The organism is Mycobacterium sp. IDUB_9, assembly GCF_055419505.1.
The window spans coordinates 84,868-111,308 of the sequence record NZ_JBVAXU010000006.1; the positions used below are offsets into that span (position 1 = coordinate 84,868).

At 68.9% G+C, this 26,441-nt stretch carries 19 protein-coding genes; 7 read left to right on the forward strand and 12 right to left on the reverse strand.

The window, feature by feature from the left end:
- Window positions 1-106: 106 nt before the first annotated feature.
- The 12 genes from ACZY08_RS23375 to pdxH all read right to left on the reverse strand — a co-directional run bounded on the left by ACZY08_RS23375 (window position 107) and on the right by pdxH (window position 20,514).
- Window positions 107-1,081 carry a sensor domain-containing protein gene (locus ACZY08_RS23375; RefSeq protein ID WP_463747148.1) on the reverse strand — a complete coding sequence of 325 codons (975 nt, stop codon included), beginning with the start codon at window positions 1,079-1,081 and terminating at the stop codon, window positions 107-109.
- Window positions 1,082-2,239 carry a TRAFAC clade GTPase domain-containing protein gene (locus ACZY08_RS23380; RefSeq protein WP_463747147.1) on the reverse strand — a complete coding sequence of 386 codons (1,158 nt, stop codon included), beginning with the start codon at window positions 2,237-2,239 and terminating at the stop codon, window positions 1,082-1,084.
- On the reverse strand, window positions 2,236-3,162 hold the full coding sequence (locus ACZY08_RS23385) for a hypothetical protein (protein ID WP_463747146.1): 927 nt from the start codon (window positions 3,160-3,162) through the stop codon (window positions 2,236-2,238). Before ACZY08_RS23385 ends, ACZY08_RS23380 begins: the two co-directional genes overlap by 4 nt.
- On the reverse strand, window positions 3,162-5,648 hold the full coding sequence (locus ACZY08_RS23390; RefSeq protein WP_463747145.1) for a GAP1-N2 domain-containing protein: 2,487 nt from the start codon (window positions 5,646-5,648) through the stop codon (window positions 3,162-3,164). The genes ACZY08_RS23385 and ACZY08_RS23390 overlap by 1 nt, the downstream gene beginning before the upstream one ends.
- Window positions 5,645-7,711, reverse strand: coding sequence for a hypothetical protein (locus ACZY08_RS23395; protein ID WP_463747144.1), 2,067 nt, complete (start codon window positions 7,709-7,711; stop codon window positions 5,645-5,647). The genes ACZY08_RS23390 and ACZY08_RS23395 overlap by 4 nt, the downstream gene beginning before the upstream one ends.
- A 2-nt stretch (window positions 7,712-7,713) precedes the next feature.
- Window positions 7,714-10,380, reverse strand: a complete 2,667-nt coding sequence (locus ACZY08_RS23400; protein WP_463747143.1) for a hypothetical protein — start codon at window positions 10,378-10,380, stop codon at window positions 7,714-7,716.
- A gap of 2 nt (window positions 10,381-10,382) precedes the next feature.
- Window positions 10,383-13,931, reverse strand: coding sequence for a tubulin-like doman-containing protein (locus tag ACZY08_RS23405; RefSeq protein WP_064958971.1), 3,549 nt, complete (start codon window positions 13,929-13,931; stop codon window positions 10,383-10,385).
- Window positions 13,931-16,756, reverse strand: coding sequence for a VWA domain-containing protein (locus tag ACZY08_RS23410; RefSeq protein ID WP_463747142.1), 2,826 nt, complete (start codon window positions 16,754-16,756; stop codon window positions 13,931-13,933). The genes ACZY08_RS23405 and ACZY08_RS23410 overlap by 1 nt, the downstream gene beginning before the upstream one ends.
- A gap of 4 nt (window positions 16,757-16,760) precedes the next feature.
- The gene (locus ACZY08_RS23415; protein ID WP_463747141.1) at window positions 16,761-17,339 is read right to left on the reverse strand and encodes a hypothetical protein; all 579 of its coding nucleotides are present in this window, start codon (window positions 17,337-17,339) and stop codon (window positions 16,761-16,763) included.
- Between the two features lie 491 nt (window positions 17,340-17,830).
- Complete coding sequence (locus ACZY08_RS23420; RefSeq protein WP_463747140.1) at window positions 17,831-18,481, reverse strand: TetR family transcriptional regulator; 651 nt, start codon at window positions 18,479-18,481, stop codon at window positions 17,831-17,833.
- Window positions 18,482-18,562: 81 nt separating this feature from the next.
- Window positions 18,563-19,879, reverse strand: a complete 1,317-nt coding sequence (locus ACZY08_RS23425) for an MFS transporter (RefSeq protein WP_463747139.1) — start codon at window positions 19,877-19,879, stop codon at window positions 18,563-18,565.
- A complete protein-coding gene (gene pdxH / locus ACZY08_RS23430; protein ID WP_463747241.1) occupies window positions 19,879-20,514 on the reverse strand; it encodes a pyridoxamine 5'-phosphate oxidase in 636 nt (211 codons plus the stop codon). The genes ACZY08_RS23425 and pdxH overlap by 1 nt, the downstream gene beginning before the upstream one ends.
- A 92-nt stretch (window positions 20,515-20,606) precedes the next feature.
- Here pdxH and ACZY08_RS23435 point away from each other — a divergent pair, with 92 nt between their 5' ends.
- From ACZY08_RS23435 to ACZY08_RS23465, 7 genes are all read left to right on the forward strand, one after another.
- Window positions 20,607-21,725, forward strand: a complete 1,119-nt coding sequence (locus ACZY08_RS23435) for a citrate synthase 2 (protein WP_463747138.1) — start codon at window positions 20,607-20,609, stop codon at window positions 21,723-21,725.
- Complete coding sequence (locus ACZY08_RS23440) at window positions 21,722-22,336, forward strand: maleylpyruvate isomerase N-terminal domain-containing protein (protein WP_463747137.1); 615 nt, start codon at window positions 21,722-21,724, stop codon at window positions 22,334-22,336. The genes ACZY08_RS23435 and ACZY08_RS23440 overlap by 4 nt, the downstream gene beginning before the upstream one ends.
- Before the next feature lie 176 nt (window positions 22,337-22,512).
- Window positions 22,513-22,968 (forward strand): VOC family protein, encoded by a 456-nt coding sequence (locus ACZY08_RS23445; protein ID WP_463747136.1) that lies wholly within the window; start codon window positions 22,513-22,515, stop codon window positions 22,966-22,968.
- A gap of 57 nt (window positions 22,969-23,025) precedes the next feature.
- A complete protein-coding gene (locus tag ACZY08_RS23450) occupies window positions 23,026-23,643 on the forward strand; it encodes an ECF transporter S component (RefSeq protein ID WP_463747135.1) in 618 nt (205 codons plus the stop codon).
- The gene (locus ACZY08_RS23455; RefSeq protein WP_463747134.1) at window positions 23,640-25,124 is read left to right on the forward strand and encodes an ABC transporter ATP-binding protein; all 1,485 of its coding nucleotides are present in this window, start codon (window positions 23,640-23,642) and stop codon (window positions 25,122-25,124) included. Before ACZY08_RS23450 ends, ACZY08_RS23455 begins: the two co-directional genes overlap by 4 nt.
- Window positions 25,121-25,876: an energy-coupling factor transporter transmembrane component T family protein gene (locus ACZY08_RS23460; protein ID WP_463747133.1), complete on the forward strand. Its 756-nt coding sequence runs from the start codon at window positions 25,121-25,123 to the stop codon at window positions 25,874-25,876. The genes ACZY08_RS23455 and ACZY08_RS23460 overlap by 4 nt, the downstream gene beginning before the upstream one ends.
- The gene (locus ACZY08_RS23465) at window positions 25,863-26,414 is read left to right on the forward strand and encodes an AAA family ATPase (protein WP_463747132.1); all 552 of its coding nucleotides are present in this window, start codon (window positions 25,863-25,865) and stop codon (window positions 26,412-26,414) included. Before ACZY08_RS23460 ends, ACZY08_RS23465 begins: the two co-directional genes overlap by 14 nt.
- The last annotated feature ends 27 nt before the right edge of the window (window positions 26,415-26,441 follow it).

A 26,441-nucleotide genomic window follows, 5' to 3' on the forward strand; every position in this document is an offset into this window, starting at 1 on the left:
CCCACCGTATGGCGGCTGACCTGACGAATACTGCCCGAAAGGCGCACTGCCAAACGGAGAACCACCAAAGGGATCCTGTGGACCCCCGAAACCACCTTGCGTCATGTCAACCCGGAATCTTGTCGAGAATGTGATTGGCGATCACGACGTGCTCGCGGCCGTGCCGCTGCGCAAAGACCTGCGTATCCACCAACACGTTCGCCTTGACCGCAATCGCGCGGCTCATCACCACTTCCGGGGAACCCGGACTGACGCTGACCAACGAGGTCACATCGCCATCAACCTCGGGTGCGCCGAGATTGAAATCCATAACCCCACCAGACCCCGAGGTGACCTTCAGGACCCGGCCCGCACAGCGGTGCCAGACGTCCTGATAGCCCACCAGCGCCTGTCTGGCCGCCGCGGCACTGGGGAACCGGACGACAGCCTCACCGGTGACGACGTTGTCGGCAGCCACATGGGACGGCCCGTACACCTCACGGTAGTCACTACCCGCATACCCCTGAGGCGTAAGAGCCACGAACGAGCCGGCGCATTCGGCCGGGTCGAACGTGAACACGTCGGGCGGCTGATCCTGGACCCGGGTCTGGGTTTGTGAGCTGGTCACTGTGTCGTCGTTGAGAAGGTCACGCATCTCGGCCAGGTTGGGCACCAGGCTGGGTAGGTCCTTGGCTGCCACGGTCGGCTCCGCCGGCGGCGAACTGGTGCTCGTTGGCGATGCGGACGGTGAACTCGTCTGCGATGTAACCGGTTTCGAGTCGACGCCCTTGGTATCGATGACGGCCCACACCACCAGCCCCACCACAGCCAGCAGGATGACCGCATACGACAGGGTCAACCCCACCAGCGCACGGTCACGACCTCGCTGCCCGGTGCGCTTGATCTGTGACAGTCCCAGATGGCCCAACACCGCACCCACCGGGGCGAACACGAACGCGAACACCACCGACAACGTCGCCAACGAGTTGACCTCGTCATGCGGCGGCGGCCCCGCAGGGGCCATCGGCGGACCCGCGTACGGCGGCTGCCCGAACGGATTCTGTCCGAACGGGTTGCCCCCGAACGGATCTTGAGTGGTCACCTACAACACCCCGAAGCTCGAGGTGACCCACCGGATCGGGTCGGCGCACCGGAACGGGGCGATCCCCCGGGAATGCAGCTTGTTGCCGCTGGGCGGCTGCCCGAGCGCAGACACCACAAAATAGCGATGCGGCAACACGATTCCCGTCGACGGGTTCTCCACCGCGGCCACGATCGCGCCGCCGTGCAGACGAGTCAGCAGACTTCGCACTTCCTCGTGCAACAGTTGCCCACCGAGTTCGTCATAACGCGGGGCATCGGAGGTATCCCGCAGATAGGCCGCGCCGGTGTTGGACATGATCATGCTCCACTCGGAGCCCTCGACATTCCGCAACGTCCGAAGCGCATCGAACTTCGACAGGATCACCGCGAGCTTCGGCTGCCCCTGCCCCACAGCCATCAGCAGGTTGTTCAGCACCGAGCGAGGATCGCCGCCGCTGAACTGCTGGGCCGGCAACAGATCGCGCAACTGATCGCGGATCGTCTGCACCCGCAGGGGATCGAACATGAAGAACACCGCGTCGGCGTTGGCGAAGAACCGGAACGGTGGCGTGTGCAGATCGCCGGATTCCATGTCCTCACCGGCCACATCGCGCAGGACCAGGAACCGCCGCACCCCGTGCCAACCACCGATCGAGAACACCAGCGGCTCCCGCTGGCTGGACGCCTGGGTGTGCATCGTGGGCGTGGGAGGGATCAGCCCGCGCTGCACGTAGAGCGGAGTTTCGTAGTTCGCCTCATAGGCCTGCGCGGTGGCTCGGGTGACGGGTTCCATTGACACACCGAGCCGTTCGCACAGTAGCTCCAGCTGTTTGACCAGAACCGCGATGTAGAGACTCTTACCGGTAGCCCGGGCACCGGCCATCGCGATGCAGATCGCATGCCCGTGCCGCCAGCCCTCGGGCAGCGTGTAGTGGCACACCGTGCAGATCTCGACTGCGGGTCCCTGCAGGGCGTGGCTCGCATCCGCCGTCGACGGCGGTGGACCGTTGTGGCCGGGCGTGCGGGTCCAGGTGTAGAGCGGACCACACTCGGCCGGCGCACCGAGGTAGGCCGAGGCGACGTCGTCGCGGTAGCGGGCCGCGCCCGGCTGGGGAATCAACGTCCACAGGAAGTGGTTCGGATTCAGCAGCGAGAAGCAGCGTGGGCACTTCGTCACGTCAACGCCCGCACCAACGCCGCCGTGATGCGATCCAGCACCGGCGGATGGGCCAGCAGTTCGGCCCCGGCCTCGTTACCCGGACGGGGTGACGGCAGCCGCGCACCGTCCGCGTCGAGGCGCCGGTCGTTGGACAGCGCCAATACCGGAAACTGCTGCCGCACCGCCAAAGTGGGAAAGTCGGAACAGACGACGGTACGCGCCGGGCCGGCGGGCAAGCGTGACCACCGGGCCCCTGCCGACCACCGCGGTTCGGCCTGGCGGAGCGCGTCCACCAGCGCAGCGGCGTCGCCTGCCGGCACCGGCGTCACCTCGGCACCGACCAACACCGCCGATACGGCCCGTACGCCGATCGCATCGGCCACCCCGACCACGATGTCGGCTGCCGCGAACGTGCTGCCGTCGGCGAACCACCGCCGCATCGACGCCGACGTGTCGACGGCCAGCACCACCGAGCCCTCGGAATTCCCCGGGCCCCGTCCGGTGACCTTGCGCGCGGACGTGCGGGCCGCGGATGCCAAGGGGCTCATCGGCGTATCGGCCACCGCACTGACGGCCACCTCGATCTGCGTGCCGTTCGGGGTGAGCGCGGCGAAAGTGACGACGGTGTCGCCGCCGACGTCGACAGGATCGAACATCACCTGGACCGGGTCGACGTCACCGGGGTTGTCGTGCGCGATCGCCAAATGGATGAGCGTGCCCGAACCGAACCGGTCGGCACCGACGGGCCGCACGACGATCGTCACCGGCCCGGTCAGGCTCGGCAGCACCGCCTGGTGTGCCGTGGAGCGCACCACCGGTTGGTCCGGACCACCCTGCACTTCCAACGCGGCGCCACCGACGGCGCCGGTGATCGACACGGTCAGAGCCTGATTCGGAATCTGCACACGCTGATTGCGTGCACCCATCACGTAGATCGGCATCAGCGGCTCCCCCGCAGTCGGGCTGCCAGCGTCGGTTGTACATCAGCGCGGCGCGTCAACAGCCTGCTCACCACTTTTCGGTATCGGCGCAGCGCGCCGTCGGACATGTCTCCGGACATCTGCGCCATCAACATCGCCGCCCCCTCGACCTCGTGATCGTCATTCTGTAAGGGTGCTGCCACGTGCTCGGCCAGCTGCGCCAGGACCGCCTCGACACCGCTCAGCGGGGTCTCGTTATCCTCGGCTGCCACCGTATGCAGCAGGCTGACCGCGAGCACCACGTGCGGGGAAATCTCGCATCCGTCCACCAGTGGGAGCACCCGGCGGACCGCCTCCGCGGCCAGGTCAGGATCCGCCGCAAGCATGTGACAGCCATCCGGGAAGGGTTGTCCGGCAATGGTTCCCAGCAGCGCGAAGGTCAGCAGCCCCGCCGAGAAATCGCGGTGGACGTCGCCTTGCCGAGCCGTGGCAAGCGCCTGCTCCCAGAACGGGAGGTAAGCCCGCTGATGGGTATCCACATAACGCTGCTGCATCCACTGCAGCGGGGTGATGTGCCGTACCGCCGCGTGGGCAACAGCAGCACTGTCGTCATTGCCGTCGATCACCTTGGCGGCCAACCGGTCCAACTCGGGCGAATCGGGTGCGCCCAGAAGTGTGCGGACAGCGGCCGCGCCGGGCAGTGCACCGTCGCCGACGACAGCCAGCAGATCAGCCGGATCCCACACGGAATCACCCGCCACCTGGACGAACCTCGGCGAGCCCGACACCCCCAGCCACCAGAGCTCGGCCACCCGGTCTCCCCGGGCAGACGGACCCCGCCGCGCGGCTCTTACCCCACGTACCGCTGCCCGGGTCCAGCCGGAATCCCACGGCCGCGACCGGGAAAGCTCTGCAGCGGCAGGAAAGTCGACCCCGTCGGCCAGCCAGTCCAGCAAGCCGTCACCGATGACCCCGGCCGCCACGTCGCCGGGCGACGTGCGGAACAGTGCGGCAGCCAATGTCAGCTTGCCCTGGGAGCCGAGTCGTCGACTCAATTCTGCGGCGTGCGACGGGTCTTCGATCTGCGCCACCAGGTCGCTACGCAATGCTGCCACCAGCCGGTCGTCCCGCACACCCGCCCGCTGCAGAAGGTCCACCACGGCCAGCACCCGCTCGGGTCCGGTATCGCGGGCCCGCTGCAGCGCCGGTCCGATCGCCGCCTGCACCTCGGGCGGCGTCGATCTACCATGAAACACCCTCGGCCCCAACGGTGTCGGACCAGGCCGTGCCAGCCAGGCGTCGTCGGTAAGCGCTCGGCACAGGTAGCTGACATCGGCGAAATCAGCAGCGGCGCCACCTGCCAGGCTCTGCACCGCCTGCCAGGCCTCGGCGGTGGTCGTTCCCACCACCTCCCCCATGACACCTGAAATAGTCTGGGCTGCAGCAGATCCCGTAGCCACCCCCGGTGGAGAATACGTGGTGATGACGTCGTGCGCCTCATCGATCGCGTCGGCGAACTCCGCGTTGGCCGCCACTGCCATCGCCATCGGCCATGCCGGATGCAATCCGGCATCGGACACCTCCCCGGCGAACCGGTCGATATCGTCGAGCACAGTCCGCGCCGATGCCGGGTCCAGCAACACCACCTGCGCCATGGCCGACCATGCGGTGACCTCGATGGCCTGCCCGGCCGCGGTGCGGTGGGGTTCCCCGCCCAGTTCACCGAGAGAGATCAGGTCGGCCTCGCCGATGCCGACCACTCCCGCCGGTACCGCGTCCAGGTCCCCGATCGGCACCGCGGTCAGGTGCTGGCCGCTCTGCAGAGCCAGGGCCAGCTGATCGGCGCGGTCAAACGTCGAAAAACTCAGATCTGTCGCGGTTCCGGACGACATCAGGAAGCTGACCAGCCCGATCCAGTGCGCGGCCGATTCGGCCGATTCAGCCCCCAGCACCACCGGCGGACCACCGGCGAGGGCGGCGAGAACCGCGTCCAAAAGCCCGAACAGGGTGGTCAGGCGCCACGTGGTGGAATCGAGTGCGAACGCGATCACACTGTCCTTCGTCACCACCACACCCGGCTCCGGGGCGCGCGGCGGCAGGGCCGCACGGGCGACGGCCGCCGGTCCGTACGGGCGCAGCCACTGCGCCGACCGCCACCATTCGATCGGCCGGCGCGCGGCATCGGGTTGACGGTCCAGCAACACGTGGGCGAACACGTTACCCGGACGGCCGGTGCTGTCGGACCCGGCCGGGATCGAATGCCAGTAGCCGGCCGCACCGCTGTCGAGCGGGCGGTACGCGAACCGGCGCGGGCCCCGCTCCAACTCTTCAGGTGTCGGATAGGCAGGCAACGGCTCGACCGGATGGAACACCGTACGCACGCCGGCGATCAGCTGTTGTGTCTCGTCGGCAGTCAACCCTCCGGTGGACTCCTTGACCTGCCAGCCGCCGGCAGACCCGACCTTGTCGAACGAGGTGTAGGCCAACTGGCCGTAGCGCGTGGTCATCGCGCCGGCGGGCTGAGTCGCAGGGTCTCCACCGGCGGGTCGAGCAAAGCGATGACCCGAAGCCGCGCGGGCGTGGGAGTGTTCACGAACAACCTGATCCATCCTTGCAAGCCGCGCACATCGGCGGCCCACAGCTCGCCCGCGCCCGTCGTGGTGAGGGCCGTCCAGCGCAACTCCTTCGACGGCCGGTCGCCGATCTGACCCTGCTCGGTGAGCGGAGCGACGTCGACGGCCTGACCGTCATGTACGCCGAGCGGAATCCGCTGCGGATTGTTGACCAACACGAACGCCGGAGACCCCGGCAGGTCGTGTTCGGAGCGCATCGCGATAGTGGCGGAAACCGGAAAACCGTTGGGGTCACGGACAATCTGCACGGCGTACTGCAGCCGGAGCAGACCGGCGTATTCAGTGCTCGTGACCGCACCGGTCACACGCCGTCCACCGGAGAACGCCACCGGCGCCAGGTGCAGCGAGCAGCCGCCGACCGGCAGCTGCCCCGTCAACTGCATGCCGCCGTACTTCTCGTACTCCTGAAGAGAGATCTCGAAGGACTTGCCGGTGAGCCCGTCACGCGGATCGTGGCCCTTGGGAGCCAGGTACATCACGACACCTGCCGCGCCGTCGGGCCAGTCGAATGTCAGCACCTGCTTGTTGCAGTACTCGGCCAGCTCGACGTCGCTGATGGTCCCGGTGCGCACCGAGGACAGCGTCTTGCCCAGCAGTGCACGCCCGCCCAGCAGGGTCACCGGAGTCAGGTACGCACGGCTCCAATCGGCCGGCCACGACACCGCGACCAACACCGACTCCGGCCGGCCGTCCGGTGTGTGCCGCGTGACCACCGGCTGGGTCAGCTGCAGTTCGGGAGTGAGCCCTACCTGTTCGAGGGCGTCCTCGGCCAGTTCGGCGGAATCGGCGCCGGCGTTGGGCCCGTTCTCGCTGCGGTAGATCACCACACGTCCGGCGGGCGGAGGCGTCCAGGTCAGGTCGAACACCGAGCCGTCACCACCGGCCACCACAGCCAGGTCTGTGACCGGCTCCAAGACCGCCGACACCGCGACGTCGGCCTGGACCGCTTCGGACAGCCGCAGCACGCCGTCCACGGTGGCCGCGCAACGGGCCCGGTACAGATAGCGCTGTCCGCGAACGGTGTCGGTGTCGATGAACCCGGAAAGGTTGGCACTGTCGGCCAGGATCCGATACTGAGGGCCGTCACGTCCGGCGTCTTCGGCCGGGATGCGGTAGACGAACACCGCGCTCACCCCGGGCGGGACCGCCCACTGACCGATGACCCGTCCGGAATCCTCGCGGATGTCGAATGCGGTGAGCGGGCTGACCAGCACCCCGGCCGCGTACAGCACCGGTTGGGCGGCGAGCGCGTCGGCACGCGACGGCCCGACGTTCACCCATACCTGGAAGTGCCTGGCCGCCGACGTGGCGGGCCGGGCGTCTGCGGCGTACGGGGTGTCGGTGGCGGCCACCAGATCCGCACGGTCCGGCGCGTACGGTGCGTCGCCCTCGGCGCTGACCAGTCGGTAGAGCACCACCGCCGCAGCCGGCTCGTAGGGCGGCCAGCTCAGGTCCAGCGCGGCCCCGTCCGGGCGTCGCCGGAGCGCGATGTTGTGGCTCGGCGGCTGCTGGGCGCCGAACGTGAACGGCGCGAAATCAGCTGCGCTCAACGCTGTTTCGGCCGGTGGCGGTAGGGGCGGCGGGGCCGGTGGCGGTGGCGGTGGAGACAGCTCAGGCGACGCCGGCGGTGTCACGGATTCGGTTGCGGACGCGGCAGTCCGGTGCCGCCCCGAGGCATCCTCTGCCGCCGGACTCACACCGCCCAACTCGGCCAGCACCCGAGCCATGTCCTCGGCATGCTCGGCCACCGACCCCGGCAGCATGGCCCGGATCCTTTCGACGTCGGTGCAACCCGACCGCAACACCAGGCGCACATGGGCTTCCTTGAAGCTGCGGGCAGCGACCGCCCCGGAGTCGAGCAGCTGCTGCCGCCAGGCCAGCAGCGGCGCCAACCGTGGATCGTCGTCGTTGTCGGGGGCGGGACGTGGATCATTCATCGCTAGAACACCATGTCCTCCCCGGGCGGCACGTCAAAGTCGGCCCGGCTGATCATTGTGGTCGGCTCATCCTCGACTCCGGGCATGACCGACACCGGCGTCTCGAACAACGCGAAGTCATACGGCGGCAGACCATCGCTGGCCTGCACCACGACCGCCCGGTAGCCCAGCCCGCGGCGGTTGACGGCCACCTTGTCGACGGCGACCGCCGAACGGCCCGCCGTCACAGCGGCATGCGTGAACAGCGACGCGTCGAACGGGGCCGCATGACCGGGCCGGTGATCGGTGATGCCGGCGCTGAACTGCTGGGCGGGCACCTGCCGACCGATGGTGGGCACCAGGACGTTTCGGGTCAGCGTGTCGCTCACCCCAGTCCCGCTGTCGTTGAACATGTGCTCCACCCGGGCCCACAGCGCGTCGGCGCCAGTGGGTTTCACCCGGCCGCCGATCACCGCCTGAGACCACTGGTCGAGACCCGAGGACGAGCCGACACCTGGCTGCTTGAACAACGCCGTAGGCTCCTCACGCAGCCGCGCCGCCGCCTCGCCCACCATGTCCTCCCACGGTTTGCTCAGCCAGCCCAACGCATAGAGCCGGCTCTGGATGCCGTGAATGGCGTTGTCGGCCTGCTCCGTTGACGCCATCGCCACCCCGACCTGGGTGGACCGCGGCAGCCCCGCGACGAGTTGACCGACCGGCGGGCGTGCCGGCGGTGGCGCACCGAAGGGCGCCCGCAGGACCGTGCCCAAGGTCCTGCACCAGGCCAGCAGCTGGCCGTAAGCCGTCGACAACCGGCCCACGTCCTGCAGGGCGGTACGTAGGTTCGCCTGCAGGGCGTCCAGTTCGGCCGCCTGTGATTTGCGCATGTTCATCTCGGCGAACAGATCTCTCTGACCGAGCAGGAACAACGCCATCGACACGACGATGTACAGGCCGATCAGGGCTCCGCCGGTGGCCAGGGCGAACTTCCAACGCACCCAGTCCATGGCGGCCACACCGATCAGGATCACCAGCACGGCCAGCAGCGCCCAGGTGAACGTCTTGAGGATGGTGCTGATGGCCTGCTGCCGCGCCTTCAGCCGCTCGTCGACCGCACCGCGGTTCGCCAGTGTCTGAATCTGGGACACCAGATCCGCCACCTCGGCACGGCCCCGGTGCATGAAATCGGCCAGGATCGAGCTGACCTGCCAGGCATAGCTTTTCGTGACGGACGCCTGCCAGCGATCGAGCTCGGTGCCGGTGTTCCGGGCTTCCACGCCGGCAGCCGGGTCGGAGTACGCGCGCTGCAGCCGATCCCGAAGGTTGGCCGCACCGAGCACGTCGGCGCCCTCCACCGAGCTGACGCCGATCACCGCCGCCAGCGACGTCGGAATGCCCTGGAAACGCTCGGCCGCACTCGGCACCACGTCGGCGGCGTTGTAGACCACCCCGATGGCCGCGCCGACCTGGACAGGCTCCAGCCCGCCGGCGCGGCGGCCTCCATCGGCCAAAGTCAGTGCGCCGTTGACGAAGTCGGTCCACAACCCGCTCATGTCCTGCTGGGCGAAATGTTCCGGCTGCCCGCCCAGGGCGTTGCTCAGGGTTTCCGCGCTGCGCCCCAGGTCCTGCCAGTCTGATTGGGTGGTGTCGGCGACCACGGCGAACGCAGAGTCGGTGCGGCCGAAGACGGTGCTCTGCACCGTGGTGACCACCGCCGAGGTGACCGTCCCCATCACGGCCGACCACCACGCCGCGGGCGCACTGCGCACGGCCGCTCCCATGAACTTGAGGAACATCTTCATCGCGGCCCAGATCGAGATGGCCTGCTCCGGGCCTGCGGTCGCCGCGATCCTCGGACCGCGCAGCACGTCACGGTGTTTCGTCCACAACGCGCGCGCCATCGACTGGGCGGCGGTCGGGACATCCTCGACGTAGACCACCGGCACCTGGCCGCCGCGGGGCAGCGGCAGCCGGCCCGTCGGGTCGAACAGGTGCGCCCGCAGGCCTTCCTCCACGCCATCGGTGTCGAGCCACCGGTAGAACGCCCGCACCGCGCGTACCGTCTGCCCGGGCAGGATCTCCAACGTGTCGAAGGGACCCTGGTCCACGCCGGCCCACAACCCCGTCACGCCGGCCACCACCGGAGCGGCGAACTGCGCCACATCCAGCGGATCGGTGAGCCGGCCCCAGGCCACCGCACCCAGACCGGGCGCCGCCGAATCTTCCGGCGCGATCAACAGGTTGTGCCAGCCTTCGAGCACCAATGCCAGATCGGGAGTGGTGGGGATGGCGTCACCGCGGGTGAACAACAGCCGCAGCAGGTTGATCGGGGCACCCATCGAACTGCTGCGGACGGTCTGCTCCACCGCCTGCTCGACCGCCAGCGGGACTCGATCGGTCGCCGGCACGTCGACCGGGACGAGCACTGCGATCCGGATCCGGTCATAGCGCTCACCGGTCAGCATCTGCTGCAACACCACCGGCTCGCCCTGTCCGTCGCGAACCAGCGTTCCGTGCGTGGAGCTGTCGCCGACCTCGGCGGCGTCGACCCACACGAACGGCCCAATCAGACCGACCGCGGAGTAATCCACCAGGACGGACAGGATCTCCTCGGTCTGTGGGCGGGGTGCCAGCAGCACCGTCAACGCCCGCTGCGGCGCGGCGGTCGGAGTTGTCCCGGGCAGCGACATCGTCAGAACGTCCCCCCGTCGGGGATGACGACCGAGCCGCCGTCATCGAAGAACGCGCCCGCACCGGCCGTCTCCCCCTGAGCCAACGCCGCACCCTCGCGCTGCAACAGCTTGATCAGCGACTCGGTCGCCCAGAAGACATCGGGCGCCAGGTCACGGAAGATCGGCGTCTTGGCCGCCTTGGACCGGGTGGCGACGGTCGTGAACGCACCATCGGGAGTGGCCCCGGGGGTGTCGGCCGGCAGGTACTGGGCCGCGACGTCGCGGACGTTGCCCAACCACGTTTCGGCGGCTGCCTGCCGATCCTCGGCGGTCTGCGCGGCCGCGATCGGCCCGACCCGGGAAGTGATCCCCGGACCGGACGTTCCGGACTTGAGGAACTCCCGCACCAGTGCCGCCGCCGACAGTTCGACGATGCCGCTGGCCGGGTCCTGGCTGTGCGAGTCATAGAGCGCACGCAGCACCGTGTACGGCCGCAGCGATCGCATCACCGGCGGTTCATGTGAAGTGGCGATGGCCAGCAGGCTCGACTCCAGCACGGCGGGCAGCCAGTCGTAGGACGCGGTGAACGCCGACGGTGGAGTCAGCAGCGGGTTCGGGAAGCTCAGCCACTGGTTGTCGTCGCCGTCGTAGATGCGAACCGGATCGGTGAACGGAGACGCCGGGATCTGGATCCGTCCGAGCATCTGCCCGAGGAACCACCCCGCGGTCATGGTGCGCCGTTCGGCGTCGGTCATCGGCAGCGACGCCGACAACGGCCGCGAACGGCGGTACCGCCAGAACGCCCCCCGGCCCGGACCGGCGGTCTGCGCCCATTGCTGCGCGGCCGGCTTGAGCACCGAATCGAACACCAGCGGCGAGTAGTTCGGGTAGGACCCGAAGATGTCGATGCGGGTGACGCTGTCCTCGTCGGACAGGGACCGGCCGTAGTTGTCCTTGGTGGCCTGGTCGATGCGCGGGTTGGCGCGCAGCACCTCGGCCAACGTTTCGGCCACGGGCTGGCCGGCGAACGGGATCTCGGAGAACTTGTACCGGTACTCGACCTGCTGGCCGGGGTGCACCCGCTGCAACGCCTGATCGTTGACACTGGCCAGCGGCCGCGCCAGCGACAGGGCCTCCGCGAACTTGGTGTCGATGTCGCGACGCCGATTGACCAGCTCCGATTCCGAGGCGCCCGCTCCCTGCACGTAGTCGCGCAACGAGACCTTGCAGAACTCCTCGAACGACTCGCCGGGCCGCCCCACGTAGAGCCGGGCCCGCGCGAGCAGTTCGGCGGGCCGGGTGTGCACGTCGAACTGCGCCATCGACGGCACCCGCGGCCGCCCGTTCTCCGGATCGGTCCCCAGTGCCCGGGTCACCCACGTCGCGGTGCGTTCGATGAGCCCGCCCGGCGCTGCCGTGCCGCCGGTGGTCTGCCACAGCCCGAGGATCACCCGGGTGGTGGCGTCGTCGACGGCGGTGCGCAGCGGAATCATCGCGTTCGAACCGCCCACCGCCTTGGGCAGATCGGTTTCGTAGCGCTGCTTGAACGCCGAGGAGCTGATCAGCAGCACCTCGTTGTTGGCTTCGGCGAACCGTGAGGGCACGAGCTCATCGGCGTCGGACGGCCACGCCACGTACTGGTCGGTGGACAGGCGGGCCAGGCCGACGTCTGACGGCGGCTCGGACCGGGCCTTCTCCAGCAGGATCATCGCCTCGCCCAGCGCATCGCGCAGCGGCGCCAGCAATTCGGCGCCCATCACCCGCAGCACGTCGGCCATCCGGGCCGCGGCGTCGGCGTAGAGCTGTCGTCGCACCGTCGACCGGAAACCGTCCAGTGCGATGCCCAGCACCTGGTCGGCGTTGGTCATCACGCCGCGCAGCGACCGCAGGGCCGCGTCGACCTGCGGAGGGATCGCGACGATATCGGGCGGGCCCATGGCGCCGAGTTGCGCGATGCCGGGCGCCAGCACGCTGTCGAGGTGCAGGCGCAGCCGGTCGATCAGCTCGCGGGCGTAGGGCAGGCCGAGCGAGGCAGCCGCGGTACCGACCATCTGCTCGACCTGGTCGGCGAACTCCCGGTGCCAGGAGAACACCATCGCGTACGCGGTCTCGGAGCAGGCCCGGGCCAGGTCGGCGCGTCGGTTCATCACGGCCTGACGGAACACCGGCACCCACTGCTCGGCGGACATCCCCTGGGGGTTGGGCAGGTAGCCGCGCAGTTGCCGCTCGATCAGCCCGTTGACGGTGGAGGACACCGCCTCGGGCGGGAAGGCGCCGTTGGCGATCCAGTTGCCCAGGATGCCGACGCGTGCCTGCTCGTCGCCGGCCGCGGCCGGCATCCGCAGCTCGTTGCAGTGCGCCTGCCACTGGCTGCTCAGCAGCGTGTCCAGCTGTTCGTTGCTGGACGCCGGATTGCCTGCCTGCAGGTGCCCGAACGACAGCTTGTCGGCACAGCTGCGGGCGAGTCGCTGCGCGGCGTACTCGGCGTAGCGGTCCCGTCCCATGCTCAGGCTGGAGAAACCGTATGTGCCCCACGGCAACACATCCCACGACGAGATACCCCAACCGAGCACGTCGCGGTCCCCGGTCGGGGACGCGGTGTTGCCGAGGTCGTAGGACACGAACTGGTCGCTGGCCTTACCGCTCATCATCAGGCCGGCCAACCCGCGGGCCAGACCGCGGTACACCGCGTACTGGGAGCCGTCGCCGAACAGCGTGCGGTCGGCGCCGATGTAGCGGCCCACCGGGAAGACGCGGGCGAACGGGATCGGCTCGCCGTCACCGTGATGCTGGCCCAACGCCCGCAGGATGCGCACGTCGTGTTCACGGGCCGCGCCGGTCTGGCTGGCGACGATCTCGCCCAGCATGGCCAACGCGTTGGCCCGGACACCGATCCGCGCGCTCTCCGGCAGCGACTCGAAGATGTCGGGGGTCACCATGAAGACGCCCATCAGCTTCGGGTCCAGGCCGGTGACGAGGGTCAGCAGTCGGCAGATGTCCAGCGCCATCGACGCGCCCGCACCGCCGGCCATCGACGACACCACGAGCACCAGCGGCGGCTCGTTGGGGTCGAACCGGCCCATGCCGGGCACGCTGACCGTCGACATCTCCGAGATGGTCTCGACCCGGAACAAGGCGTCCCAGGCCGCCTGCAGCCGGGCATGGATCTCACTGGCCTTGCTCAGCGTGATCATCCGGCCGATGGCGCGGTACTGCCCCGCGCCTGCCGAGATCGGGTTGGTCACCTCTTGCGGATTGCGCGGCGCCCAGGTGGCGATGGCGTCCAGCGCACCGTCGGCGGCCAGCCGCTGCGACAGTGCGCCGTCGAGGATCGCGTAACTACTGCCCTGCGGACCACAACCGATGTAGCTGCCGCCCTGCGCGGGCACGTTGGCGAGACCCTCAGGCCCCGATTCGGCGGCGCTGGGCACGTCGATGTGCACGAACTGCCAACCCGACAGCACCTTGTCGACGCCGGCTGCGTGCAGCTCGGAGCGAAGCTGGTCCATCATGAACGCCAACGTGGCGCCACCCGAACCGCCGCATCCCACTACCAGGAATCGTCGCATCAGGCTCCTTCTCCAAACGGATTGAACGGATCGCTGTCATACCGCTGTGGTTGAGCCGGCCCGGGCTGCCCGGGGCCGGGCTGCCCCGGTCCGGGTCCGGGTCCCGGTCGCATCGGCGGGGGCGCCATCGGCGGGGATGCCATCGGCTGCGCACAGTCGGCGAAGGGGTCGTAGCCCACCGGCGCACCCACAGCTGTCTCACCGAACGGGGATGCGCCAGGCCCGGCGTCGTCGTGCGGGGAGGCCAGCCCGGCCTGGACGGCGCGCAGCCGCAGACCGTTGAGGACCTCGGGCAGCCGTCGCGCCACCTCTTCGTAGAGCTGTTCCCGCGCCGCGATGTCGGTGTTGCCACTGACCAGCAACAACACCTCGGCGTCGGTCGACGGCCCACGCGGATCGTGCAGCACCACCCAGGTGTTGTGCACTGCCAGCGGCAGCACCGCGTGTAGGCCGGTGTCGTCGGTGGCGGGCAGTTCGGAGCCAGTGCTGACCAGGTGCCCGGCGTCGACACCGACATGGCCGGCGCCGAACGGGCTGCGGCCCATCACCACGGTCAGCGTGGTCCCCAGCACCGACAGCCGGCGCGCACCGCCGGCCAGCCCGGGCACCGGATTGACCAGATCGGTGTCGACCATCGCGAACGGCTCACCGTCACGCAGCGCGATGTCCGAGCGCACCTCGGCCCGGATCCGTTCGGCCAACAGCGGGATGTCGGGGATCTTGCTCACCCACCACTTCGACAGGTACAGCAAGCCCAGCGGGATGCCCGGACCGAGCAGCAGCGCGGCGATGAGCACCAGCACGAAGTTGACGGTGCTCAACGGCTTGATCAACGACGCCGTGAACGGCACCTGGACCGTCTGCGAATCATCGGGATTGTCCAGTGCGGCAACGTGGAGCGGCATCGTGCCGCTGAGACCACCGTGGCCGTCCTGCTCGGTGCGCAGGGTGACCTCCAGCTTCCCGGTCTGGCCGTCCTGCACCTTGAGGCAGTTCCCCGGCGAGTTGGCCGCTGAGCTCAACTTCGGTGTGCCGATGCCTTCGGGGCCGGCCTCCACCGTGACGGCGTCGGAGTCGGCGATCCACACGCAGCCCGGGCCGGTGATGTTCAGCGACGTCGTCGCTCCCTCTTTGGCCTGGACGCTGCCGAAGTCGATCCGCTCGCCCGGCGACGGCAGGCCGAGCTTCGGCAGGATCTGCAGGTTGACGTCGACGTTCTGCGGCGACAACTGGGTACCGGGCGCGACCTGCACACCCACCAGGTCCACTGCTGGTGCGGTGGTGACGACCAATGACATCTTCAACGTGGCCGGGCCGGGTTCGACCTGGCTCAGATCGACCTTCACCGGTTTGCCGATGTCCTCCTTCTGGACATTGGCGAGCAGTTCGATGGGTGCCGCCCCGGCCGGCACCAGTTGCGCTGACAGCGTGGCCGAACCGACCAGGTCGGTGGGCGTCACCGGCTTGTTCTGCCCGTCGACGAGGCCGAAGGTCAGCCCGTCCAGGGTCTGGCCGCTGTGCCACGTGACGTCAGGCCCTTGCTTACCGTCACTGCCGATCAGGGCCGGGAAGATGTCGGTGGAGATGTGGATGCTGACCTTCGACACCGCCTCGGGGTGCTGACCGGCAGTGTCCACGTAGACGATGCCCCACTGGCCGATCCATTCGCCGCCGCCGGTGTTCTGCATGACGATGTTCTGCCCGGTCTCGGACAACCACTCGTAAGTCACTTTGACGCCCGCGACATCGACATCGACGGATCCGTCTTTGCGCGGCAACTCGACCGTCTGCCCCGACGGCGACACCAGATAGGGCACCACGCCGGGCACGTCGCCGGAGCCGAGGATGGTCACCGACTTGATCGAGCGGTCCAGCACGAAGTTGTGCTTGGCCTCCGGGCACACCTGCAGCTGGCACACCGCGCCCTGGCTCTCGATACCCGGGTCCGGGTTGAGCGCGTCGAACGCGAACAGCATGTCGTCGATGTCGGCCACCGAATAGAAGTCACCCGGCACCGGATCGGTCTTGTCCCCACAGGTCTTCCCGGCGAGACCCTTCCCTGTGCTGATCGCGCTCATCACGTCGAAGTCCGCCGGGGCGGTCGTGGCGCCCAGGCCGACGCCGAGCATCACGATCCCCGACGACCGGACCTGGTCGGCCACCCCACCGGAGCGGCAGATCGACTCGACCGCGCGCTGCCGCGCCTGCTCCACCCCCTCCGGGGAACTCAGGTCGACGCCCTCGGCGTACGGCTTGGCCACCTCGCGTGCGGTGAAGTCGATCTTGCCGTCGGAGAACCACGCGATCGCCTGGCAGCGCTGACCGCCCTCGGCGTTCTTCGCGCGGGCCGCCAACGCCTGGCGGGCCCCGTCCAGGGCCACCCAGTAATCGGTGTCGATGCCGGTGTTCTTGGACTCCAGGCTTCCCAGGAGCTGCGCCGTGGCGTCGGCGTTGGCGTCAGTGAGGCGAGTCCAGTCGTGCTCAGCGATATAAGTGTCGGAGAACCCGGCCGACGCGACTTCCAGATCTGCATCCACGCGTCCGGCGTAGCGGCCGAGGGTCTGCAGCAAGTAGCGGGCGGCCTGCACCCGCGCACCTTGCGGATCGCTTTGCTGCAAGCTGCTCGACTCGTCGAACAACAACAGCAGGTCGCCGGTCTTCTGTGCGGCCAGACACGCACCGAAGCGCTGCGCCCCGCCGGCGGATTCCTGTGCCGACGCGGTCGGGAGGGTCAAACCCACCAGCACGGTCGCCAGCCCGGTCAACACGACCAGCACCATCATGGCGACGACGCGCACAAATCCCCTACGCAATCCCCTCGTCATCGCTCTAGAGCCTGCCCGCCCACAGTGCGATCTGCCAGGCCCCGACGGCGATGCCCACCAGGCACACCGCAAGCACCGCCCAGTACAGCGTGGACGTCCAACTCGGCGCCGAGTAGATCGCATCGGTGCGACGCCGGGTGTCCACCCGCGTGTACACCGCCAGCGCGCCGATGGCGATCGGCCCGGCCAACAGCCAGCCCGCCACCGCCATGGCCGGCATCGGCCCCAGGACCGCGCCGATCACCGCGACGATCACTCCGGCCAGCGCCAATGCGAGCGCCACCGCAAACCACACCAACGGAGGTCCGGTGGTCCGCAGTGCCGCCGCGCCGGGCCCCACCGTGATGGGCTGACCGAACGCATCCTGCGCCCCCATGGGATGGCCGGCCGGCTGCCCCCCGAAGACCTCGTGGGGCGCGCGCTGGGGCTGGGCCGGGGGTTGCCCGGCCCACGGATCGAATCCCGACGAGGGCCCACCCGGACCTGGTGCCGGATGCCCACCCGGGCCGGCGCCAGGGCCGGTTGGGCCGGGCCGCGCGGGGGGACCGAAGTCGCTGAAATCGAATGGACTCGGGGTGCTCAAACGCCACCAATCCTTCCGTCTTCAGTTCTCGGTCGGGCGAAGTCGATGCGGAGTCGTGTGGCCACCGCTGACAGCGAACCCAGACCCCCGAACCGCACCACGTGATGCTATCGAAGCGGGCGGTGCGGCGACCCGATGCTTCGCCGAAGCGATCGCCCGTCGTGTTCGGCCGAATGGGTTGTTGCCGAATGGATCAGCCGGGCCGCCCCCGTGCCCGCCGCATGTCATCTGCTTTTCCCCACCCATAGCTCGTTGACCCCGTCGAAAAGCGGCCGCCCGCCGACAGCCATCCGAAGATTCGATGGTAATCGGGACGGGTGTCGCCGTGCGCGGCAGCGTTCGCTGTAGCGCGCCACCGGACTCTGCCAGATACTTCGCATTCATATGCGGCCGATTGAGCCTAACCGCATCTGCGGGGTCGGCCACGCGCCAATCCGATGCTCCCGCGACCGCCCACCGGTTCAACAGATTTGCCGGATGGGCCGCCGTGATCAGGCCCCGGCCGAACCCACGCCTTCGACGACCGACCGGAAATCGGCATACGTCGCCTCGACCCGTCCGACGATGTCGTCGACGCTCACCGAAGCCCAATCTGCCTGAGAACCCAGCTCACCGATGGCAGTCATGATGATCGAACCCCACACGACGGCCGTCAGCTTGAGCCGACGATCGTCGCCGGGCACGCCCATCCGCCGGGCCAGCGCCACGTTGACCGCATCCGCCCGGAACTGCGACGCCGTATGCATCAACGCCGGCGACGAGGTGACGATGCGCGCCGAGGCCAACAGCCGGGCGGCCGTGAGTTGGGTCGGCGGCGCGGTCTTGGTCTTGACGAACGCCTGCACGTGAGCGCGGTACAACGCCTCGAGGTGGCCGATTTCGGCCGGTTGCGTCGCCAACTCGATCGCCACGCTCTCGATCACCTCATCGACGAACGCCAGAACGACCGCGTCCTTGGTCGCGAAGTAGCGGCTGAAGGTGCGCGGGGAGACATCCGCGACCGCCGCGATCTGCTCGACGGTGGTCTGCTCGAACCCCTGGCGGTCGCACAGCTCGATCGCGGCCTCGATCAATGTCGCCCGGGTACGTTGCTTCTTGCGTTCACGCAAACCGGCCTCGGCCTGCCGCATCACGTCACCCACGAGATCGGATGTTATCGCCCGTGCACCGCTCTTTCGGACCGATTCGGCAACTATGTGGCGTCGGTTGCCATTCGCCGGTGGTCATACTTTGTCAGGCTCGGACCGTTCCTGCGGGCCGCTGATGCTCGCTCCGTTCGAACTCACCCGGTAGCGAACGAATGCCGGCACCGCGAGCGCGGCGATCACCACGCCGACGACCACCAGCGCGCCGCCGCCCGCGGCGGCGACCGTCGTGCCCACGGCCGCCGCTGCCGCGCCGTGCAACGTGTCGGCCAGCCGCGGGCCACCGGCCACCACGACCGTGAACACGCCCTGCAACCGGCCGCGCAGCTCGTCGGAGGCCGCCTGCTGCAGGATCGTCGACCGGAAAGCGGCCGACACCATGTCCGCGGCACCGCCAACAGCCAAGAACGCCAGGGCAATCCACAACACCAGGCCGGTGGCGCCGCCGGCTGCCCCACCTGCGATCCCGAAACCGACCATCGCCACGCCCCACACCACGATGGCCAGCACGACGGCCAGACCCTGCCTACGGATCCGCGGCAGCCAGCCCGAGAACACCCCGCCGGCCACCGCCCCCACCGACATCGCCGCCGCCAGCAACGCCATGGCCGTCCCACCCCCGACCGGGCCGCCGAAACTCTCGTGCGCCATCTGGGGGAACAAGGCGCGCGGCATGCCGAAGATCATCGCCACCAGATCGACGACGAACGACATCAACACCACCCGATTGCCGGCCAGGTAGCGGAAGCCGTCCAGCACCGCCGTCAGGCCCCAGCGCGAGGCTCCCTCCTCGGTGCTCGCCGGCGGCATCGGAGCAAGCCGGAAGGTCGCCCAGATCGGCGCCAGACAGGTCACGGCGTCGATCAGGTACAACGTCGACAGGTCCACCCAGGTGAGCAGGAACCCGGCCATCAGCGGGCCGACGATCGCGCCGAACTGCATGACCGTCATGTTCAGCGAGTTCGCCGCGGGCAACTGCTCGCCCGGCAGCATCCGCGGTATGGCAGCCGACCGCGTCGGGCTGTTGATCGCGTAGAACGCTTGCTGCACACCGAGCAGGCACAAGACCACCCACACGTTGTTCAGTGCCAGCGCGGCCTGCAGCCACAGCAGCACGGAGGCTCCGGCCAGTCCGATCGAGGCGATGATCAGCAGCAGCCTGCGGTCCATCGCGTCGGCCCACGCGCCACCCCACAGGCCGAAAACCACCAGCGGAACAAGCGCGAACAGACCGGACAATCCGACGTAGGCCGAGTTCTCGGTGAGCACGTACAGCTGCACCGGCACCGCGAAGATGGTCAGGTTGGCGCCGATGACCGTGGGGATTCCGGCCACCCACAACCGCCGGAAATCCGGGGTGCGCAGCGGTGTGGTGTCGGCGAAAAACCTGCCCACTAGGGCTGGAGACGTTCGGCGCGGGCGCCGGTCACGCGAATTCGGTTGTGTACCCGGTCCTCCCGGCCCTGCCAGAACTCCACGCTCTCCGGCGTGATCAGATACCCACCCCAGTTCGGCGGCACCGGAATCGCTTCGAGATCGGCGAATCGCGCGGTCACCTCGGCGAGCCGGTCCAGCAGGGCCGGGCGCGACGCGATCGGGCTCGACTGCTGCGACGCCCAGGCCCCCAGCTGAGAACCCCTGGGGCGCTTGGACCAGTACTCCTCGGTGGCCTCACGGCTGACCTTGGTCACCGGACCGCGCACATGGACCTGGCGGCCCAGCCGGTACCAGGGGAAGGTCGCCGACGCGTACGGGTGCGCGGCCAGCTGCACCCCCTTGGCGGAGTCATAGTTGGTGTAGAACGTGATGCCCGGCTCGTCCATGCTCTTGCACAACACCGTCCGGGTGACGGGCCTTCCCTCGTCGTCGGTGGTGGCGACCACCATGGCGTTGGGCTCGGCCACCCCGGCGCGGTACGCATCGGCCAGCCAGGTGCGCAACAACGTCAACCAACCGGTGGCCGGATCCTCGCCGAGCCAGTCGACGTCCAGGTCGCCGCGGCCGTCCTTCTCCACGTAATCCGCGCGCATGGCGGCCAGGTCATGCTGGTTTTCGGAGGGATGCTCGGAGGGTCTTGCCACCGCGGTAACGCTACGCCTGAGCGTGGTGCAAGAATCTGCCCATGCCAGCTGTACCGGAAGACTTCGTTGCCGGCCTCGAAGGCGTCGTTGCCTTCACCACCGAAATCGCCGAACCGGACAAGGACGGCGGCGCGCTGCGCTACCGGGGCGTGGACATCGAGGAACTGGTCAGCCGCCGGGTCACCTTCGGCGATGTGTGGGGACTGCTGGTCGACGGCGGTTTCGGCACGGGCCTGCCCCCGGCCGAGCCGTTCCCACTGCCCATTCACAGCGGCGATGTCCGCGTCGACGTCCAGGCCGGGCTGGCGATGCTGGCACCGATCTGGGGCTACGCACCGCTGCTGGACATCGAGGACACCACCGCGCGGGACCAGTTGGCGCGGGCCTCCGTGATGGCGCTGTCCTACGTGGCCCAGTCCGCCCGCGGCATCTACCAACCTGCGGTACCGCAACGCCGGATCGACGAATGCGACACGGTCACAGCGCGTTTCATGACCCGCTGGCAGGGCGACCCGGATCCCAAGCACGTCGAGGCCATCGACGCATACTGGGTCACCGCCGCCGAGCACGGGATGAATGCCTCGACCCTCACCGCCCGGGTGATCGCCTCCACCGGTGCCGATGTCGCGGCCTCCCTGTCTGGCGCGGTGGGCGCGATGAGCGGACCGCTGCACGGCGGCGCCCCGGCCCGGGTGCTGCCGATGATCGAAGAGGTCGAGAAGTCCGGCGACGCCCGCGCAGTGGTGAAATCCATCTTGGATCGCGGCGACAAGCTGATGGGCTTCGGGCACCGCGTGTACCGGGCCGAGGATCCGCGGGCCCGGGTGTTGCGGGCCACCGCGAAACGTCTTGGGGCGCCCCGCTACGAGGTGGCCGCGGCCCTGGAGCAGGCCGCGCTGGCCGAGCTTCGGGAGCGCCGCCCGGACCGGGCCATCGAGACCAACGTCGAGTTCTGGGCGGCGGTGATGCTGGACTTCGCCCAGGTCCCTGCCTCGATGATGCCCGCGATGTTCACCTGCGGCCGCACCGCGGGCTGGTGCGCGCACATCATGGAACAGAAACGGCTGGGCAAGTTGGTGCGCCCGGCCGCCATTTACGTCGGCCCCGAACCGCGCAGTGTCGAGTCGGTCGCCGGATGGGACAAGATCGCCACGTCATGATTGACGCTCGCGACGAATTCGCTTCGGCAGCACATGCTTTCGCCCGTTTGGTGCGGACGCTGCCGGCGGATTCGTTCGACGGACCCGGCCTGGGCGAGTGGGATCTGCGGGCACTGGTGGGCCACGCGTCGCGCTCGCTGATCACCGTCAGCACCTATCTGCAGGACCCGGCGCCGACGGCCGATCTGGCCGGTCCGGTCGAGTACTACGCCGCCATGCGGGGGTTCATGTCCGACGCCGGCGCCGAGGCCATCGTCGAACGCGGCAGGCAGGCCGGGCGGGACCTGGGCTCCGATCCGGCCGCCGCGGTGGATGCGCTGGTCAGCCGGGCCCTGGCCGATGTGGACGAGGCAGGCGATCCGTTGATCACCGTGATCGGCGGGTTCGGGATCCGGTTGAGCGACTACCTGCCGACCCGGATCTTCGAGCTCGCCGTACACAGCCTGGACATCGCCCGGGCCACCGGCTGTTCGGCGGATCTGCCGGCCGAGGTGCTGGAGGCGGCCAACGTCCTGGCCGCGCGGAGCGCGGTGGAGCTGGGCAAGGGCGAGGCCCTGCTGATGGCCCTGACCGGACGGGCCGAGCTGCCGCGGGGATTCTCCGTCACCTGACTTTGCGCACCGAGATCACGGTTTCTGACGAGATCAGGGCCATTTCCGTCACAAAGCGTAGTTTCGCGGCCGGGCTCTTGTCAGAGGGCGGTGGTTGCATGGGTGGTGTCCGCCGATGAGATCCGCCCGCCGGCCGGGTCTGCATTGCATCCGCTCACCAACCCCAGGAGAAGATCATGGCGATCGAAGTAACACCCGCAGTCCTGCCGCACCTGGTTGTCGACGACGCCGCCGCGGCAATTGACTTCTACGTCAAGGCATTCGGTGCCACCGAGCTGGGCCGCGTGCCCGGGCCCGACGGCCGCAGACTCATTCACGCCGCGCTCGGCATCAACGGGTCCACGGTCATGCTCAATGACGACTTTCCCGAGTACAACGACGGCAAGTCGACAACTCCCAAGGCCCTTGGCGGCACCCCGGTGACCATCCACCTCACCGTCACCGATGTCGAGGCCAGTTTCGCCAAGGCGGTCGACGCCGGCGCAGAGGTCGTGATGCCGCTGGAAGACCAGTTCTGGGGCGACCGCTACGGCATGGTGCGCGATCCGTTCGGTCACCAGTGGTCGCTCGGGCAGCCGGTGCGCGAGGTCAGCCCGGAGGAGATCGCGCAGGCCATGCAGTCCGGGCAGTAGCCCGCTCCCCCGCCGTCACCCAGAGTCCATACTGATCTCCTGCCACGAAGGAGATCGATGAACACCCAGCCCACCGACACCACGCCGGCCACCCGCGCGATGCGCTGGCGGGTCGTGGACATCGTGGTCGCCAGCGTCCTCGCTACGGCGGCCGGGCTGGTGTTCGTCGTGTGGAACATCGCGTCCAACCCGATCAGCGCACCGTTGACGGCGGTGCTTCCCGGGCTGCAGGCGCTGCTCGCCGGCGGATGGTTGTTCGCCGGCGTGCTCACCGCCCTGGTGATCCGCAAGCCGGGTGCGGCCCTGTACGGCGAGCTCGTCGCGGCCACGGTGTCGGCGCTGGTCGGCAACCAGTGGGGCGTGCTCACGCTCGAATCCGGACTGGTGCAGGGCCTCGGCGCAGAACTGGTCTTCGCGGTGTTCCTCTACCGTCGCTGGGGATTGCCGGTCGCCTTGATCGCCGGCGGCGTCGCCGGACTGGCCCTGGCGATCAACGACCTCATCCTCTGGTATCCCGGTTCGGCCAACGCGTTCGCCGCGATCTACACGGTTTCGGCGATCGTCTCCGGCGCGCTGGTCGCCGGGCTCCTGTCTTGGTTCGCGGTCAGAGGTCTGGCGAAAACCGGGGCGCTGAGCCGGTTCGCCTCAGGGCGGATCGGCCCCGACGCTCGATGAGCTCACCGCACGGCGCCGGTGCCACCGTCACCGCGCACACCTGGGGTTGGTGTCATGCCGGTCGCGCCGCCTGGGCCGTGCGGGACCTCGATCTGCGAATCGAACCCGGCGAGCGGGTCATGCTGCTGGGGCCATCCGGAGCCGGGAAATCGACTCTGCTGCACGGCATTGCGGGATTGCTCGGTGGCGCCGAAGAGGGCAGCGAGGCCGGCGTTATCCAGGTCGACGGCGCCGCGCCGGGCGAACAACGCCACCGGATCGGCATGGTCCTGCAGGATCCCGACGCCCAGGTGATTCTGTCCCGGGTCGGTGATGACGTCGCCTTCGGCATGGAGAACCTCGGCGTACCGCGCGAACAGATCTGGCCCCGGGTCCGCTCGGCCCTCGACGCCGTCGGACTGAATCTGAGTCTGTCCCAGGCCACCTCGGAGCTGTCCGGCGGCCAGAAGCAGCGTCTCGCGCTGGCCGGGGTGATCGCCATGGACCCCGGGCTCATTCTGCTCGACGAACCGACGGCCAACCTCGACCCCGCCGGTGTCCTCGAAGTGCGGGACGCGGTTGCCGCTTCGGCCGCCCGGACCGGCGCGACGCTCATCGTCATCGAGCACCGCACCGAGGTGTGGATGCCCGTCATCGACCGCGTCGTCGTACTGGGCGCCGACGGTCAGGTGATCTCCGACGGATCACCGGATACGACCATCCGGCGCAACCACGATTACCTGGTCCGATCGGGTGTCTGGGTACCCGACACCCCGCTGCCCGACCTCACCCGCCACCGGTCGCGAACACGCGAAACATTGCTGCATGCTGCCGATCTCGCGCTGGCCCACCCGGGTGATCCCCCCATGCACGTCGGGTTGAATTTCGAGATCGACGCCGGCCAGACCACGGTGATCACGGGCCCGAACGGAGCCGGCAAGTCGACGCTGGCGCTCACCCTCGGCGGCCTGTTACCCGTGCCTGCCGGACGTCTCGAGGCGCGCCCCGGCTTCGCGCCGTCCCCGTCGCGCCGCAATCCGGTCAAATGGCGGTCCAAAGAACTGCTCACCCGCATCGGCAGCGTGTTCCAGGATCCCGAGCATCAATTCCTCACCGCCACGGTTCGCGACGAACTCTTGTTGGGCCCCAAGGCGATCAAGCTTCCCACTGCCGAAATCACCACCCGCACCGACGAACTCCTCGAACGCCTGCACCTGGCACATCTCGCCGCGGTGAACCCCTACACCCTCTCCGGTGGAGAGAAGCGCCGACTGTCGGTGGCCACGATGCTGGCGACCGCGCCCAGGGTGATCATCCTCGACGAGCCGACCTTCGGGCAGGACCGGCGCACGTGGGAGGAACTGACGAGGTTGCTGGCCGAAATCGCCGATGGCGGTACGGCCGTCGTCGCAGCCACCCACGACCTCGACTTCGCCGGCCTGCTCGCCGACGCAAGGATCGTGTTGCCCGACTGGGAACCCACCGCGGAGACGCGCCCATGACCGCGCGCACGATCAACCCGGTCGCGAGGCTGCTCACCGCCCTGATCATCGCCGGTGCCCTGGTGCTGTCGGTCGACTGGGTGTCGGCGCTGACCGCGCTGGTCGGTGAGATCGTGCTGTTCGCCCTGATCGGTGTGAAACTGCGTGCGGCGCTGACCCGGGGCGCAGTGGTCATCCTGGCGGCCACGCTCACCGCGATCACCATCCTGCTCTACGGGCAGGCGAGCGGAACGGTGTACTGGCACTTCGTCCTGGTCACGATCAGTGACGGATCCATCGCCCTGGCGGCGGCCACATTCCTGCGGGTCCTGGCGATTGCGCTGCCGTCGGTCATTCTGTTCATCGGCGTCGAATCGACCGAATTGGCAGATGGTTTGGGTCAGGTGCTGCGACTGCCGGCCCGGTTCGTGATCGGCGCGCTGGCCGGCCTGCGTCTGGTCGGGCTGCTCGGACAGGACTGGCAGTACCTCGGCTACGCCCGGCGCGCCCGCGGGGTGGCCGACCACGCCAGGATGCGCCGCATCGCCGGGCAGACGTTCGCCCTGCTGGTATTCGCGGTGCGGCGCGGGTCGAAGCTTGCCACCGCGATGGAGGCCCGCGGGTTCGGCGCCTACCCCACCCGCACCTGGGCCCGGCCGTCGCCGTTCGGCCCACGCGAATTCGCCTTGATCGCAGCCGGGTTCGTGATCGCAGCAGCCGCCATCTCCGTGTCGGTGGCCTCCGGAACCTGGAACTTCATTGGCACTCGATGACATCCTGGGCCGCCTCGGCCCCACGGCGGCGACCGTACTGATCGACGGCCGTTCCGGGTCGGGCAAGTCGACGCTGGCGGTTCAGCTGCACGACACCTGGACCGACAGCGCGGTGGTACGTCTCGACGACATCTACCCCGGGTGGGACGGATTATCCTGGGCCGCAGAACATGTGCGGCGGTCACTGCTCGAGCCGCGGGCGGCCGGACATACCGGACGCTGGCGACAATGGGACTGGACAACGGCTGCGCCCAGCGGCTGGCACACGGTCGAACCCGGACAACGGCTCATCGTCGAGGGCATCGGCGCGCTCACCCCGGCCACCCGGGCGCTGGCCGATCTGGGCATCTGGGTCGACGCCGACGACACCGAGCGCAGGCGTCGCGCACTGGAACGCGACGGCGAGACCTACCGGCCGCACTGGGACCGGTGGGCCGCTCAAGAGAACGCGTTCATCGCACGATTTGAGCCCAGGGCGAGCGCCGATCTGATCGCGGTGCTGACCGCACGCGGATTCGAGTTCACCGCTCCCGGTTAGGGTCGACGCGAAACGATCGGAGGGAGG

Excerpts from the sequence above, each read along its gene's own strand:
- ACZY08_RS23385 (WP_463747146.1), bottom strand. The coding sequence starts at position 3,162 with ATGCCGATCTACGTGATGGGTGCACGCAATCAGCGTGTGCAGATTCCG.
- ACZY08_RS23390 (WP_463747145.1), bottom strand. The coding sequence starts at position 5,648 with ATGACCACGCGCTACGGCCAGTTGGCCTACACCTCGTTCGACAAGGTC.
- ACZY08_RS23395 (WP_463747144.1), bottom strand. The coding sequence starts at position 7,711 with ATGAATGATCCACGTCCCGCCCCCGACAACGACGACGATCCACGGTTG.
- ACZY08_RS23400 (WP_463747143.1), bottom strand. The coding sequence starts at position 10,380 with ATGTCGCTGCCCGGGACAACTCCGACCGCCGCGCCGCAGCGGGCGTTG.
- ACZY08_RS23405 (WP_064958971.1), bottom strand. The coding sequence starts at position 13,931 with ATGCGACGATTCCTGGTAGTGGGATGCGGCGGTTCGGGTGGCGCCACG.
- ACZY08_RS23410 (WP_463747142.1), bottom strand. The coding sequence starts at position 16,756 with ATGACGAGGGGATTGCGTAGGGGATTTGTGCGCGTCGTCGCCATGATG.
- pdxH (WP_463747241.1), bottom strand. The coding sequence starts at position 20,514 with ATGCGCGCGGATTACGTGGAGAAGGACGGCCGCGGCGACCTGGACGTC.
- ACZY08_RS23435 (WP_463747138.1), top strand. The coding sequence starts at position 20,607 with ATGCCAGCTGTACCGGAAGACTTCGTTGCCGGCCTCGAAGGCGTCGTT.
- ACZY08_RS23440 (WP_463747137.1), top strand. The coding sequence starts at position 21,722 with ATGATTGACGCTCGCGACGAATTCGCTTCGGCAGCACATGCTTTCGCC.
- ACZY08_RS23445 (WP_463747136.1), top strand. The coding sequence starts at position 22,513 with ATGGCGATCGAAGTAACACCCGCAGTCCTGCCGCACCTGGTTGTCGAC.
- ACZY08_RS23450 (WP_463747135.1), top strand. The coding sequence starts at position 23,026 with ATGAACACCCAGCCCACCGACACCACGCCGGCCACCCGCGCGATGCGC.
- ACZY08_RS23455 (WP_463747134.1), top strand. The coding sequence starts at position 23,640 with ATGAGCTCACCGCACGGCGCCGGTGCCACCGTCACCGCGCACACCTGG.
- ACZY08_RS23460 (WP_463747133.1), top strand. The coding sequence starts at position 25,121 with ATGACCGCGCGCACGATCAACCCGGTCGCGAGGCTGCTCACCGCCCTG.